11 protein-coding genes are annotated in these 13,787 nt (G+C 71.0%); 4 read left to right on the top strand and 7 right to left on the bottom strand.

Annotated elements, in window-relative coordinates:
• The first annotated feature begins 220 nt into the window (after positions 1 to 220).
• Together ACIP8W_RS03615 and ACIP8W_RS03610 are read left to right on the top strand one after the other, a co-directional pair.
• Positions 221 to 943 carry an MBL fold metallo-hydrolase gene (locus tag ACIP8W_RS03615; protein WP_401955742.1) on the top strand — a complete coding sequence of 241 codons (723 nt, stop codon included), beginning with the start codon at positions 221 to 223 and terminating at the stop codon, positions 941 to 943.
• A 33-nt stretch (positions 944 to 976) separates the two neighbouring features.
• A complete protein-coding gene (locus ACIP8W_RS03610; protein ID WP_401955741.1) occupies positions 977 to 1,801 on the top strand; it encodes a DUF3097 domain-containing protein in 825 nt (274 codons plus the stop codon).
• 145 nt (positions 1,802 to 1,946) lie between these two features.
• Here ACIP8W_RS03610 and hemW read toward each other — a convergent pair whose 3' ends face one another.
• Both hemW and ACIP8W_RS03600 read right to left on the bottom strand, forming a co-directional pair.
• Positions 1,947 to 3,179 (bottom strand): radical SAM family heme chaperone HemW, encoded by a 1,233-nt coding sequence (gene hemW, locus ACIP8W_RS03605; RefSeq protein ID WP_401955740.1) that lies wholly within the window; start codon positions 3,177 to 3,179, stop codon positions 1,947 to 1,949.
• Positions 3,180 to 3,254: 75 nt separating this feature from the next.
• Entirely contained in the window at positions 3,255 to 5,204 is a 1,950-nt protein-coding gene (locus tag ACIP8W_RS03600) for a SpoIIE family protein phosphatase (protein ID WP_401955739.1), read from the bottom strand.
• Positions 5,205 to 5,516: 312 nt separating this feature from the next.
• Here ACIP8W_RS03600 and ACIP8W_RS03595 point away from each other — a divergent pair, with 312 nt between their 5' ends.
• On the top strand, positions 5,517 to 6,101 hold the full coding sequence (locus ACIP8W_RS03595; RefSeq protein ID WP_401955738.1) for a two-component system response regulator: 585 nt from the start codon (positions 5,517 to 5,519) through the stop codon (positions 6,099 to 6,101).
• Between the two features lie 149 nt (positions 6,102 to 6,250).
• Here the strand turns inward: ACIP8W_RS03595 and ACIP8W_RS03590 are convergent, their stop codons facing one another.
• Positions 6,251 to 8,140 carry an AMP-dependent synthetase/ligase gene (locus ACIP8W_RS03590; protein WP_402201804.1) on the bottom strand — a complete coding sequence of 630 codons (1,890 nt, stop codon included), beginning with the start codon at positions 8,138 to 8,140 and terminating at the stop codon, positions 6,251 to 6,253.
• Between the two features lie 394 nt (positions 8,141 to 8,534).
• Complete coding sequence (gene lepA / locus ACIP8W_RS03585) at positions 8,535 to 10,403, bottom strand: translation elongation factor 4 (protein WP_401955736.1); 1,869 nt, start codon at positions 10,401 to 10,403, stop codon at positions 8,535 to 8,537.
• Between the two features lie 226 nt (positions 10,404 to 10,629).
• Between lepA and rpsT the strand changes: the two genes are divergently transcribed.
• Positions 10,630 to 10,896, top strand: a complete 267-nt coding sequence (rpsT, locus tag ACIP8W_RS03580; protein WP_401955735.1) for a 30S ribosomal protein S20 — start codon at positions 10,630 to 10,632, stop codon at positions 10,894 to 10,896.
• A 405-nt stretch (positions 10,897 to 11,301) separates the two neighbouring features.
• On the opposite strand, the gene holA is transcribed toward rpsT, so the two are convergent.
• The 3 genes from holA to ACIP8W_RS03565 all read right to left on the bottom strand — a co-directional run bounded on the left by holA (position 11,302) and on the right by ACIP8W_RS03565 (position 13,576).
• The gene (holA, locus tag ACIP8W_RS03575; protein WP_401955734.1) at positions 11,302 to 12,291 is read right to left on the bottom strand and encodes a DNA polymerase III subunit delta; all 990 of its coding nucleotides are present in this window, start codon (positions 12,289 to 12,291) and stop codon (positions 11,302 to 11,304) included.
• A gap of 62 nt (positions 12,292 to 12,353) precedes the next feature.
• Entirely contained in the window at positions 12,354 to 12,599 is a 246-nt protein-coding gene (locus ACIP8W_RS03570) for a hypothetical protein (RefSeq protein WP_401955733.1), read from the bottom strand.
• Between the two features lie 92 nt (positions 12,600 to 12,691).
• Positions 12,692 to 13,576, bottom strand: coding sequence for a YceI family protein (locus ACIP8W_RS03565; RefSeq protein WP_401955732.1), 885 nt, complete (start codon positions 13,574 to 13,576; stop codon positions 12,692 to 12,694).
• Positions 13,577 to 13,787: the final 211 nt, after the last annotated feature.

The following is a 13,787-nucleotide window of genomic DNA, read 5'->3' as shown; positions in this document are numbered from 1 at the left end:
GTGGCACACCTCCAGCTGTCGTCCGTCGTCATGTCGTCGTTGTGCGCTGCCGCGCGTTGTCGTGCGTCTGTTGCGGTCCGGCTCTGGCACTCACTTGGGGCGAGTGCCAGTACTCCCCGCCAGTGTACGGCTGTGTGCCACACCCCTAGCAAGGGCGGCCGACCACGCTACCTCGCGGATCGGCCCACCTTCCGCCGGGTGACTCCCGTAGCGTCCCGGTATGGACGTCCATTGGGAAGAGCACGGGTGGGAAGAGCTGGCACCCGGTGTGGGCCGACGACGGCTGCCGGGGTGGGACGCGACGGTGGGGCTGGTGGCGGGCGACGACCGGGTGCTGCTCTACGACACGGGTTCATCGGTCCGCGAAGGTGCCGAGCTGCACGCGCAGGTACGGTCGCTGCTCGGCGGCCGCCGCGTGACGCATGTCGCACTGAGCCATCCGCACTTCGATCATGTGCTGGGCTCGGGAGCGTTCGCGGGGGCAGAGTTCTACGGCCCTTCGGGCATGGCGGAGCTGCTGGCCACGGGCGGTACCGAGTTGTACGAGGACGCGGTACGGGAAGGGGCCGGGGCGGCGGAGGCGGCGGCGGCCGTACAGCTGCTGGAGCTGCCGGGGCGGGCGGTGGCCGGGGAGCTGGCGCTGGAGCTGGGCGGCAGACGGGTCCTGCTGGCCAACGCGGGACCCGGCCATACCTCCCACGATCTGGCGATGCTCGTGCCGGGCTACCCCTGTGTCGTCTTCTGCGGCGATCTGGTCGAGGAGTCGGGCGAGCCCCAGGCGGGCCCGGACGCGCTGCCCACGTACTGGCCCGCCGCGCTGGACCGGCTGCTGGCGCTGGGCGGGTCGGACGCGGTGTACGTACCGGGGCACGGGGCGGTGGTCGGCGCGGCGTTCGTACGGGCACAACGCGACGCGCTGGCCGAACGGTTCGGGCGGTCGTAGCCGTACGGGTACGCGCCGCCTATCGTCTTGCGGATGCGCAGCTACAGCCCCGATCTGACCCCGCCGTGGAAGAAGTCCGCCCCCGCGCCGGAGGTTCCCGCCGAACCGGATCTGGTGGTCGAGGAGGTGTCGACGGGGTTCTGCGGTGCGGTGATCCGCTGCGAGAAGACAGCCGAGGGGCCGACGGTCACTCTTGAGGACCGTTTCTCCAAACACCGGGTTTTCCCGCTGGTCCCCGGCGGCTTCCTGCTGGAGGGCCGGGTGGTCACCCTGGTCCGCCCGTCCTCGGCCGCCCCGGCCCGGCCCGCCCGTACGGCGTCGGGTTCGGTCGCCGTGCCCGGTGCACGCGCGCGTGTCGCGCGGGCCGGGCGGATCTATGTGGAGGGCCGGCACGACGCCGAGCTGGTCGAGAAGGTCTGGGGCGACGATCTGCGCGTCGAGGGCGTCGTCGTCGAGTATCTGGGCGGCGTCGACGATCTCCCCGCCGTGGTGGCCGAGTTCGGCCCGGCCCCGGACGCCCGGCTGGGGGTGCTGGTCGACCATCTGGTCCCGGGCTCCAAGGAGTCCCGTATCGCCGCGTCGGTGACGGGCGCGGACGTCCTGGTGGTGGGACACCCGTACATCGACGTCTGGGAGGCCGTGAAGCCCTCCTCGGTGGGTATCCCGGCCTGGCCCGCCGTGCCGAGGGGCGAGGACTGGAAGACGGGCGTGTGCCGGGCCCTGGGCTGGCCGGAGAACACCGGCGCGGCCTGGCAGCACATCCTGTCGCGGGTCCACTCGTTCAGGGACCTGGAACCGGCGCTGCTGGGCCGCGTGGAGGAGCTGATCGACTTCGTCACGGCCGGGACCGACGCCTGACGGGTGAGCGGGTGACCGGTGGCGGTTCGGCCGGGAGCGACGTCCGACGGGTGACGGTACGGCCGGGGCTGACGTCCGACAGTGGCAGTACGGGCAGGAGCGACGTCCGACGGGTGACGGCGCGGGCGGCCGGTTGACGTCGGGGTCAGTCCACCAGGTCCCTGACCACCGCGTCCGCCAGCAGCCGTCCCCGGAGCGTCAGGACCGCGCGGCCCTCGGTGTAAGGACCGGCTTCCAGGAGGCCGTCCCTTACCGCCTGGGCGGCAGCGGCGGCCCCCGCCGGTTTCAGGAGGGTCAGGTCGCAGCCCTCGAAGAGCCTCAGCTCCAGCAGGACGCGTTCCACCCGGCGGTCCTCCGCCGTGAGGAGTTCGCGGCCCGCGCCGGGCGAGCGGCCCTCCGCGAGGGCCTGGGCGTAGGCGCCGGGGTGTTTCACGTTCCACCAGCGGACGCCGCCGACATGGCTGTGGGCGCCGGGGCCGGCGCCCCACCAGTCCGCGCCGCGCCAGTACAGCTCGTTGTGCAGGCAGCGGGCGGCTTCCGAGGTGGCCCAGTTGGACACCTCGTACCAGGAGAAGCCCGCTTCCGCGAGGATCTCGTCGGCGATCAGATAGCGGTCGGCGTGCTCGTCGTCGTCCGTCATCGGGACCTCGCCCCGGCGGATGCGGCGCGCCAGCCCCGTACCCTCCTCGACGATCAGCGCGTACGCGGAGATGTGGTCGGGTCCGGCGCCGACCGCCGCGGCGAGGGTCTCGCGCCAGTCGTCGTCGCTCTCGCCGGGGGTGCCGTAGATCAGGTCGAGGTTGACGTGGTCGAATCCGGCGGCGCGGGCCTCGGCGACACAGGCTTCGGGACGGCCCGGGGTGTGGTTGCGGTCGAGGACCTTCAGGACGTGCTGTTTGGCGCTCTGCATGCCGAAGGAGATCCGGTTGAAGCCGCCCTCGCGCAGGGTCGCCAGATAGGCCGGATCGACGGATTCCGGATTGGCCTCTGTGGTGATCTCGGCGTCGTCAGCGAGCCCGAACTCGTCCCGGATCGTGCCCAGCATCCGTACGAGGTCCCCGGCGGCCAGCAGCGTGGGCGTACCGCCGCCGACGAAGACCGTACGGACCCGGCGGGCGTCGTCGCCGAGCACCTTCCGGGCGAGACGGACCTCGTCGGCGAGGGTGTCTGCGTAGTTGTCGCGGGAGGCGAGCACCCCGCCGGAGCCACGCAGCTCGGTCGCCGTGTAGGTGTTGAAGTCGCAGTAGCCGCAGCGGGTCGCGCAGTACGGAACGTGCAGGTAGAAGCCGAGTGGCCGGTCCGCCGCACCCGCCAGGGCCTGCGGGGGCAGCGCTCCGGTCTCGGGCATGGGGTCACCGTCGGGCAGTGCGGAAGGCATACCCCCAGTGTCGCGTACGCGACGGGCGGGCCGGCCCACGGCGACCCGGACGCCATGGACCGCTCCCGCCGCGTCTCACTCCGCCTGGAGCACCAGCAGCGCCAGATCGTCCCCCGGCGGTACGTCGGAGAAGTCGTGGACCGTCCGCCGTATCCGCTCGGCCACGCCCTGCGCCGTGAGCCCCGCGCACGCGGACAGGGCCCGCGCCAGCCCGTCGCCGTCGTCGAGCATGCGCCGCCCCGAGCGGCGCTCCGTGACACCGTCGGTGACGCACAGGAGCGTGTCCCCGCGCTCCAGGTTGAACGAGCTGCTCTCGTACGCGACGCTGTCGACGACCCCGAGGAGCAGCTGCGGCTCGGCGGCCGTCCGTACCGTACCGTCGGGGCGCAGCAGCAGCGGCAGCGGGTGTCCGGCGCTGGCGAGGGTGCACCGTACGCCGCCCGCCGCGCCCGGGAGCGCCATCAGCTCCCCGTACAGCAGCGACAGGAAGCGGGCCTGGCTGCCCTCGGGCAGGCCGGGGAGCCAGGGCAGTCCCGGCAGGCCGGGGGTCTGCGCGGTGCCGGTGCCCGCCGCGGCGGCGGCCGCGACCATCAGGGACGCGGATTCGGCGGCCTCCGTCGCGTCGTCGAGGAGCAGCCGGTTGAGCCGGTCGAGGACCGCTCCGACGCGGTAGCCCTCGCGGGCCAGGAGCCGCAGCCAGGGGCGGGCCAGGCCGGTGACGACGGCGGCCTCGGGGCCGCTGCCCTGGACGTCGCCGAGCACGAAGCACCAGCGGTCGCCGGGCGGGCAGGGGAAGACGTCGTAGAAGTCGCCGCCCGCGAGCCCCTCGCCGCTCGGCTCGTACACCAGCGCGCTGGCGACGCCCGGGATCCTCGCCACCTGGCTGGGGAGCAGTCCGCGCTGGAGTACGCGGCTGATGGTGAGCTGGCGGCTGTAGCGGCGGGCCGCGCCGATGCCGAGGGCGACGCGCCGCGCGAAGTCCTCGACGAGCGCGGTCACTTCGTCGGGTACGTCCGTCTGTCCCGGTCTCCCGAGGAGCAGCGTGCCGAGGGCGCGCCCGTTGGCGACCAGCCGGCAGGCGAGCGCCACCCCCTCGCGTCCGCCCGGCGCCTCCGGCCACGGCACCTGTACGGGCTCGCCGCGTGGCGGGTCGGAGAGTCTTGGCGGCTCCTTCTCCAGGACGACCCGCAGGGGCTCGATGCGGGACTCGTCGGCGTGCCAGACCCGGGCGAGGCGGGGTGCCTCGGACGGGCAGCCCTCGCCGTCGAGCCAGACGGCGCACCACTGGGCGATGCGGGGGACGAGCAGCTGTCCGGCGAGGGCCGCGACGAGTTCCTCGTCGAGCTGTCCTGCGAGCAGTTCGGACGCCTCGGCGAGGAAGGAGAGGGCGCCCCGGCCCGCCCATTGCTCGTCGTCACGGACGGGCCTCCGGGAGACGGGCGCGAGGATCTCGGCGGCCCGCAGTCCCCGGCGCAGGGCGGGTTCGGTGCCCTGGTCCTGTGCCGTGTCGCGGCCTTCGAGCGGGAGGCGGGCCCAGACGGTCTTGAGGCCCGAGCGGTAGGTGATGCCCCAGCGTTCGGCGAGGGCGGCGACCAGTTGCAGCCCCCGGCCGTACTCGGGGGTGCCCGGCGGGGGCTGGTCGGGCCCGTCGCTCTGTACGGCGCGGGCGGGGTGGTGGTCGGAGACCTCCAGGACGAGGGCCGCGGGTTCCTCGTCGTCCGCGCCGGGCCCCTGGGAGGGGGCTTCGAGACGGCAGACGAGTTCGACGGTGGTCCCCGCGTGCACGACCGCGTTGGTGACGAGTTCGTCGACGATGAGCACCGCGTCGTCCGCGAGCAGGTCGGTGCTGTGTCCGCCCGGGGCGCAGCCGCTGTCCCCCCGGCAGAAGGTGCAGGTGGTGAGCAGCCCCAGGCTGGTCCAGTCCGCGAGCGCCGCGCGTACGAAGCGGCGTGCGGCGGACGGGGCGAGCGGATTTCCGGGCAGGCTGGTACGGGATGTGGACCGCGCGTCCCTGCATAACGGCACCTGGGATGCCGTGAGGTGAAGGGGTTCACGCGGGATCGGAATGGGCCCCACTGCGGCTCCTGATCCGGTTCTGGCGTTGTGCCGCTTACGATCCCGACAGCGTGACAGATGGAGGACGTTCCCACGCGCCGAGTCCTGGAACTGGCGGAGATTGGCCCTGGGGATTGACAAGGGAATGTGCCAGGCGAATCTGTAGTAAGCGATCACTCCGCGGGGGCAGGGTCAAACCAGAGGAACGGCGTGCGGAACCGCTCCGAACAGAGCATTCTTGCCTGCCTGGCCGAAACACAGGGGCCGGACGAGGAGTACGGAATGAGCAGGACGACAGCCACCACGGACCGCGCGAGCATCCTGCTCGTCGACGACATGGAAGACAACCTCGTCGCTCTCGAAGCGGTGCTGGCCTCGCTGGACGAGCCGCTCGTCCGGGCCCGTTCGGGCGAGGAAGCGGTACGGGCGCTGCTGGTCCAGTCGTTCGCGGTGGTCCTGCTGGATGTCCGGATGCCCGGCATGGACGGCTTCGAGACCGCGTCCCGGATCAAGCGGCTCGACGGGGCCCGGGACATTCCGATCATCTTCCTGAACGGGCCGGAATCCGACAGCGGCTATGCCTTCCGGGGGTACGCGACGGGCGCGGCGGACTTCCTGACCAAGCCCTTCGACCCCTGGATGCTGCGGGCCAAGGTGAGTGTCTTCCTCGATCTGCACCGCAAGAACCGCCAGTTGGAGCGGGCGCTGACGCGCGAGCAGGAGCATCTGGGGGAGATCTCGGTCCGGCTGGCCTCGATCGAGGACGAGCTGCGCAGCGCCGCCCCGAACGATCTGGCCGCGCTGGGGCCGCAGCTGGCGCGGATCGCGGACACCCTGGGCGAGCTGCGGCGCGGCCGGGACGCGTAGGGGCGGCCGGGGCCCCGGAGAGCGGCGGGGCGGCGTGCGGCGGGGTGCCCTCCGGCCTGCGGTCCCGCTCCCGGCCCCGCGTCCCCCGTCCCCCGCAAGAAGCGCGACCCGGCCGAAGGTCACCACACCGGCTCCCAGAACACCGGCTCTCAGACTTCCCGGGATCCCGCGTACATGTCGTCGATCAGATGCTTGTACTCCCGCTCCACGACCGGCCTCTTGAGCTTGAGGCTGGGCGTCAGCTCGCCGTGCTCGATGTCCAGATCGCGCGGCAGCAGCCGGAACTTCTTGATGGTCTGCCAGCGCTGGAGCCCCTCGTTGAGCCGCTGCACATAGCCGTCGATGAGCCGCTCGGCCGCCTTGGAGGCGACCACCTCGGCGTACGGCCTGCCCGCCATGCCGTTGTCGGCGGCCCAGCCGAGGATGGCCGGTTCGTCGAGCGCGATCAGCGCCGTACAGAAGTTGCGGTCCGCTCCGTGCACCAGGATGTTCGAGACGTACGGGCAGACCGCCTTGAACCGACCCTCCACCTCGGCCGGCGAGATGTACTTGCCACCGGAGGTCTTGATCAGGTCCTTCTTGCGGTCGGTGATCCGCAGATAGCCGTCGGGGGACAGCTCGCCGATGTCGCCGGTGTGGAACCAGCCGTCGGGCTCCAGGACCTCCGCGGTCTTCTCCGGCAGTCCGTGGTATCCGGCCATGATCGCCGGTCCGCGCAACAGGATCTCGCCGTCGTCCGCGATGCGCACCTCGGTGCCGGGGAGCGGCTTGCCGACCGTGCCCGTGCGGTAGGACTCGCCCGGGTTGACCAGGCTGGCGGCGCTGGACTCGGTCAGTCCGTACCCCTCCAGGATGTGGATGCCCGCACCGGAGAAGAAGAAGCCGATGTCGGGCGCGAGCGCGGCGGAACCGGAGATCGCGGCGCGCAGTCGGCCGCCGAACGCCTCGCGGAGCTTGGCGTAGACGAGCGCGTCGGCGATCCGGTGCTGCGCCCCGAGGGCGAACGGCACGGACTTGGTGCCCGTACGGCGGAAGTTGTCCTGGGAGACCTTGGCGTACTCGCGGGCGACCCCGGAGGCCCACTTGAAGATCTTGTACTTGGCCGGGCCGCCCGCCCGCGCCTTGGCCGCGACGCCGTTGTAGACCTTCTCGAATATCCGCGGCACGCCCGCCATATAGGTCGGCCGGACCACCGGGAGGTTCTCGATGATCTTGTCGATGCGCCCGTCCACGGCGGTGACATGGCCGACCTGGATCTGGCCCGAGGTGAGCGCCTTGCCGAAGACATGGGCGAGGGGCAGCCACAGGTACTGGACGTCGTCCTTGGTGATCAGGCCGGTGGCGGCCATCGCCCTGGCCATGTACGACCAGTTGTCGTGCGCCAGCCGGACGCCCTTGGGCCGGCCGGTGGTGCCCGAGGTGTAGATCAGGGTGGCGAGCTGGTCCGAGGTGATCTCCCCGGCCCGTTCCTCGACCGCCTCGGGGTGCTCGGCCAGATACGCGGCGCCGCGCGCCTCCAGCTCCGCGAGCGAGAGCACCCAGTCCTCCGGGTCGCCCTCGGCGGAGAGCGCGTCGGCCTCCTCGATGACGACGACATGGGCGAGGTGCGGCAGCTCCTCCCGGTGCTCCCGCGCCTTGGCGAGCTGTACGGCGTCCTCCGCGATCAGCACCCGGCTGTCCGAGTCGGCCAGGATGAACGCGGACTCCTGGGCGTTGGTCGAGGGGTAGACCGTGGTGGTCGCGGCGCCCGCGCACATCACCCCGAGGTCGACGAGGATCCACTCGATACGGGTGGCGGCGGCGAGCGCGACCCGCTCCTCGAGCCGTACACCCAGCGCGATCAGGCCGGCGGCGACGGCGTACACCCGCTCCGACGCCTGGCCCCAGCTCAGCGAGCGCCAGTCGTCGGGTCCCCGGCCGGAGGTCGGTGGCACGGGGTAGCGGTACGCCTCCGCGTCGGGCGTGGCCGTCACGCGCTCAATGAAGAGGGTCGCCACGGAGGACGGCCGGGTCTCGATCAAGTTCTGTGTGTCGCTCACGACATCCTCCGGGCCCACGGCAGCGCTGCCTGACTGGTTGGTTGGTTGTGTGTATGACCATGTGTACGGCTGGCGGGTACGGACCGCCGGATGATCGGCAGGCCAGTGACTAACCGGCGAGTAACTCCCACTTCGCGATCAGCGTAGAGGGCACCGGGCCGGTACGTAAGGGGCAACCGGGCTCCGCTTCCCACCAACCTCATACCCGGACGGGCCCCCACGCCGCAGCATGGGGGCCCGTCCGGGTATACGCGGCACCAGGGTACGGATCCGGCCGTTTCCGCCGCTCCGCTTCCCCGGCGCCGTTCCGCTCTTCTTCGGCGTCCTGCCGCTTCTTCGGCTTCTTCCGCCCTGCTACTTCTCGGCGTCCTGCCGCTTCTTCGGCTCCGCCCTGCTACTTCTTCGCCTTGCCGCCGGACTCGTCGCTGGACAGCACCGCGATGAAGGCTTCCTGCGGGACCTCCACGCTGCCGACCATCTTCATCCGCTTCTTGCCTTCCTTCTGCTTCTCCAGCAGCTTCCGCTTCCGGGAGATGTCACCGCCGTAGCACTTGGCGAGGACGTCCTTGCGGATGGCGCGGATCGTCTCACGGGCGATGACCCGCGATCCGATGGCCGCCTGGATGGGCACCTCGAAGGCCTGGCGCGGAATCAGCCCGCGCAGGGTGGCGACGAGCCGCACACCGTACGCGTACGCCTGGTCCCGGTGGGTGATCGCCGAGAAGGCGTCGACCTTGTCGCCGTGCAGCAGGATGTCGACCTTGACCAGATTGGCGGTCTGCTCGCCGGTGGGCTCGTAGTCCAGCGAGGCGTAGCCCCGGGTCTTGGACTTGAGCTGGTCGAAGAAGTCGAAGACGATCTCCGCGAGCGGCAGCGTGTAGCGGATCTCGACCCGGTCCTCGGAGAGGTAGTCCATGCCGAGCAGCGTGCCCCGGCGGGCCTGGCACAGCTCCATGATCGAGCCGATGAACTCGCTCGGGGCGAGGATCGTGGCCCGGACGACCGGCTCGTGCACCGAGTCGATCTTGCCCTCGGGGAACTCGCTCGGGTTGGTGACCGTGTGCTCGCTGCCGTCCTCCATGAGGACGCGGTAGACCACGTTGGGGGCGGTGGCGATCAGTTCGAGGCCGAACTCGCGCTCCAGCCGCTCCCGGATCACGTCGAGGTGCAGCAGCCCGAGGAAGCCGACGCGGAAACCGAAGCCGAGAGCCGCCGAGGTCTCCGGCTCGTAGACCAGGGCCGCGTCGTTGAGCTGCAGCTTGTCGAGGGCGTCGCGCAGCTCGGGGTAGTCCGAGCCGTCCAGCGGATAGAGGCCGGAGAACACCATCGGCTTGGGGTCCTTGTAGCCGCCGAGCGCCTCGGTCGCCCCCTTGTTCAGGGTGGTGATCGTGTCGCCGACCTTCGACTGACGGACGTCCTTCACGCCGGTGATGATGTAGCCCACCTCACCGACGCCGATGCCGTCGGCGGGGGTCATCTCCGGGGACGAGACCCCGATCTCCAGCAGCTCGTGGGTGGCGCCCGTGGACATCATCCGGATGCGCTCGCGCTTGTTGAGGCTGCCGTCGATGACACGTACGTACGTGACGACGCCCCGGTAGGAGTCGTAGACGGAGTCGAAGATCATCGCGCGGGCGGGGGCGTCCGCGTCGCCGACCGGCGCCGGTACGTCCCGTACCACCCGGTTGAGCAGCGCGTCCACGCCGACCCCGGTCTTCGCCGAGACCCGCAGGACGTCCTCCGGCTGGCAGCCGATGAGGTTCGCCAGCTCCTCGGCGAACTTCTCCGGCTGCGCGGCCGGCAGGTCGATCTTGTTGAGCACCGGGACGATGGTGAGGTCGTTCTCCATCGCCAGATAGAGGTTGGCGAGGGTCTGCGCCTCGATGCCCTGAGCGGCGTCGACCAGCAGGACCGTACCCTCACAGGCCGCGAGCGAACGGGACACCTCGTACGTGAAGTCCACGTGGCCGGGCGTGTCGATCATGTTGAGGACATGGGTCCTCCCCTGGTCCTCGCCCTCGGTCGGGGCCCAGGGCAGCCGGACCGCCTGGGACTTGATCGTGATGCCGCGCTCGCGCTCGATATCCATCCGGTCGAGGTACTGAGCGCGCATCTGCCGCTGATCGACCACACCGGTCAGCTGGAGCATCCGGTCGGCGAGCGTCGACTTGCCGTGGTCGATGTGCGCGATGATGCAGAAGTTACGGAGCAGCGCCGGGTCCGTACGGCTCGGCTCGGGCACGTGGGTAGGGGTCGCGGGCACGCAGGGTCCTGATTCTTGAGACGCGCGGCGTCTCGTCTCGGGTCGACTCGGATCGATACGTAGCCACCATGGTCCCACGGGTACGGGACTGCGCCCGGTTTGGGCCGGTCGGGCGGTCGCTGGTAGCCTGAACAGCTGTGTCTCGTGCCCGCAGGGCGCGGGGCCGGGCTCAGTCAGCAGTTTTTTTCGAAGATTTCGAAGAACCGAACCTGAAAAGGCTCTTAACGTGGCGAACATCAAGTCCCAGATCAAGCGGAACAAGACCAACGAGAAGGCACGCCTGCGCAACAAGGCTGTCAAGTCGTCGCTCAAGACCGCGATCCGCAAGGCCCGTGAGGCTTCCGCCGCCGGTGACGTCGAGAAGGCCACCGCGGCCACTCGCGAGGCGTCCCGCCAGCTCGACAAGGCTGTCTCGAAGGGTGTCATCCACAAGAACGCCGCCGCCAACAAGAAGTCGGCGCTGGCCGCCAAGGTTGCCTCCCTCCAGGGCTGAGCGCTCTCTTGATCTGATCGCCGGAAGGGACTCAGCGGGCCCTCTCTACCGCTCCTGACCGCGATCTCCCGAGCTCGCACGCGACTGCGTTCGCCACGCGGGTGCGAGTTCACCGAGCTCATGCGCTTGTACGAAGGCCCCGGCCCGTCCTCCCAGGACGGGCCGGGGCCTTCGCGCATGACCGGACCTTCGCGCACCGCTGGGCCTTCACACACGGCCGACGGCTTCACGCACCGCTGGGCCTTCGCGCATGACCGGACCTTCACGCACCGCTGGGCCTTCACACACGGCCGACGGCTTCACGCACCGCTGGGCCTTCGCGCACGGCCGACGGCTTCGCGCATGGCCGGCCCCTCGCGCACGGCCGACGGCTTGTCCGCTGCCGGCCGGGGGCGGTGGGCGGTCTCAGCGGCTGCCCGAACGGGCCGCGCGGGCGACCGCGACGACCGCCTTCTCCAGCGCGTACTCCGGGTCGTCACCGCCGCCCTTGACCCCCGCGTCGGCCGCGGCGACCGCCCGCAGCGCCGTCGCCACCCCGTCCGGGGTCCAGCCACGCATCTGCTGGCGCACCCGGTCGATCTTCCACGGCGGCATGCCCAGCTCACGGGCGAGATCGGCGGGCCTGCCGCCCCGGGCGGACGAGAGCTTGCCGATGGCCCGTACGCCCTGGGCAAGGGCGCTGGTGATCAGGACGGGCGCCACCCCGGTCGACAGCGACCAGCGCAGCGCCTCCAGGGCCTCGGCCGCCCGGCCCTCCACGGCGCGGTCGGCAACATTGAAGCTGGACGCCTCGGCCCGGCCCGTGTAGTACCGCCCGACGACCGTCTCGTCGATCGTGCCCTCGACATCGGCGGCGAGCTGGGAGACCGCGCTCGCCAGCTCCCGCAGATCGCTGCCGATGGCGTCCACCAGGGCCTGGCATGCCTCGGGGGTGGCGGAGCGGCTCAGGGCGCGGAACTCCGACCGTACGAAAGTGAGCCGCTCGGCGGGCTTGGTCGTCTTGGGGCAGGCGACCTCGCGGGCCCCCGCCTTGCGGGCCGCGTCGAGCAGCCCCTTGCCCTTGGCCCCGCCCGCGTGCAGCAGGACGAGAGTGATCTCCTCGGCGGGCGCGTCGAGGTACGCCTTGACGTCCTTGATCGTGTCGGCGGAGAGGTCGTGCGCGTTCCGCACGATGACGACCTTGCGCTCGGCGAAGAGCGAGGGGCTGGTCAGCTCGGCGAGGGTGCCCGGCTGGAGCTGGTCGGAGCTGAGGTCGCGTACGTCCGTGTCCGCGTCGGAGGCTCGGGCTGCCGCCACCACCTGCTGCACGGCGCGGTCGAGCAGCAGGTCCTCCTGGCCCACGGCGAGCGTGAGCGGGGCGAGCGGATCGTCGGTGGAAGCTTTTCTGGTGGCCATCGGGGTCCACGATCTCATGGCCCACCGACAACCGGCCGCCCCGCTCCGGGCCCGTCCCGCGGCTAGGGCGCTTCCCGCCAGCCGTCCCAGTCGGCCACGAACGCGTCCAGCGCGGCGCCGTCCATCCGCCCCTCCGGGTCCTCGACGACCACCAGCCACTGGGCGTCCTCGGCGTCGTCCTCCCCGGCCAGGGCGTCCCGTACCAGCTGGGGTTCCTCGCTCACCGCGAACCGCTCACCGAGCGCCTGCGCCACCTCCTCGGCCGCGTCGCGGTCGGGCAGCACCAGCACATGTCTCACATCGCTCACGCCCGCATTGTCCCAGCCCGGTACGGGTACCGGACCGCCGGGCCCGAGGCCGGGGTGTAAAGCCGGGGCGCAAGGCCGGGGCGCGGCCGGGATCAGGGTTTCGGGACGATCTGGATATCCATATCGATCTTGATGCTGGAGCCGACGACCGCGATGCCGCGGGCCAGCATGGACTGCCAGTTGACGGTGTAGTCCTCGCGGTGCAGCTCGGTGCTGGCGCGGACGGCCGCGCGGGTCTCGCCCGCCATGCCGTTGCCGATGCCGAGGTACTGGGCGTCGAGGGTGATCGTGCGGGTGACACCGTGGAGTGTGAGGGCGCCGTGGATCCCCCAGTTGTTGCCGCCCCGGTGCACGAGGCGGTCGCTGTAGAACTCCAGCGTCGGGTAGTTGACCACGTCGAGGAAGTCGGCGGAACGCAGATGATCGTCGCGCATCTTCACACTGGTGTCGATCGACGCGGCTCCGATGACGACGTGCAGCGCCGACTGCTCCATGGTCCGGCCGATCCTGATCGCCCCGGCGAAGTTGTCGAAGCGGCCGTGGACCCGGGCGAGCCCGATATGGCGGGCGATGAAGCCGATCCGGGAGTGCGCGGGCTCGATCTCCCAGTCCCCGGGGGTGGGCAGCGGGAGCGACGGGGCTATCTGGAGGGTGATGTCCCCGAGGCCGCCGTACTCCCCGCCCTCCGTGATCCGGGCGCTGCCCCGGTACGGGGTGAAGCTGTCGGCGGATATCGCCAGCCGGTACTCCCCGAAGGGAACCATCGCCACCAGCATCCCGAAGGGGTCGGTCTCCCCGCTCACGATCTTGCGGCCGTTGCTGTCGCTCACCGTGAACTCGGCCTGTCCGATAGGGGTGTTGACGGGATCCAGCACCCGGCAGGTGAGCAGCCCGGCACCGGTCGGCACGGAGAGTCCGGCGAGTGGGTTGTTTCTCTGATGAGCGGCCGTCCGTCGGCCGAGAAGGCGGCTGATCATGATCTACGTACCCCTGTGCGGTAGGGCTCTGCTGAAGGCCGCGCGCGGCGGAAACATCGCCTGCCGGGGCGGCGGCCCATGACGAAAAGGCATTCGATCACCCTTGGGCAGGTCGAGGCAAACATACCGACGGGTTCGAACCCAGCTGTTACACGCCGTCCCGGAACCATGGCCGGAATACCGGAAACCGTAATACACCGGGCGAACCGAT

The organism is Streptomyces sp. NPDC088554, from assembly GCF_044752945.1.
Lineage (GTDB): Bacteria > Actinomycetota > Actinomycetes > Streptomycetales > Streptomycetaceae > Streptomyces.
The sequence above is the reverse complement of the archived record's forward strand: the minus strand, read 5'-3'. Positions and strand labels throughout refer to the sequence as shown.

Excerpts from the sequence above, each read along its gene's own strand:
- ACIP8W_RS03615 (WP_401955742.1), top strand. The coding sequence starts at position 221 with ATGGACGTCCATTGGGAAGAGCACGGGTGGGAAGAGCTGGCACCCGGT.
- ACIP8W_RS03610 (WP_401955741.1), top strand. The coding sequence starts at position 977 with ATGCGCAGCTACAGCCCCGATCTGACCCCGCCGTGGAAGAAGTCCGCC.
- hemW (WP_401955740.1), bottom strand. The coding sequence starts at position 3,179 with ATGCCTTCCGCACTGCCCGACGGTGACCCCATGCCCGAGACCGGAGCG.
- ACIP8W_RS03595 (WP_401955738.1), top strand. The coding sequence starts at position 5,517 with ATGAGCAGGACGACAGCCACCACGGACCGCGCGAGCATCCTGCTCGTC.
- holA (WP_401955734.1), bottom strand. The coding sequence starts at position 12,291 with ATGGCCACCAGAAAAGCTTCCACCGACGATCCGCTCGCCCCGCTCACG.
- ACIP8W_RS03565 (WP_401955732.1), bottom strand. The coding sequence starts at position 13,576 with ATGATCAGCCGCCTTCTCGGCCGACGGACGGCCGCTCATCAGAGAAAC.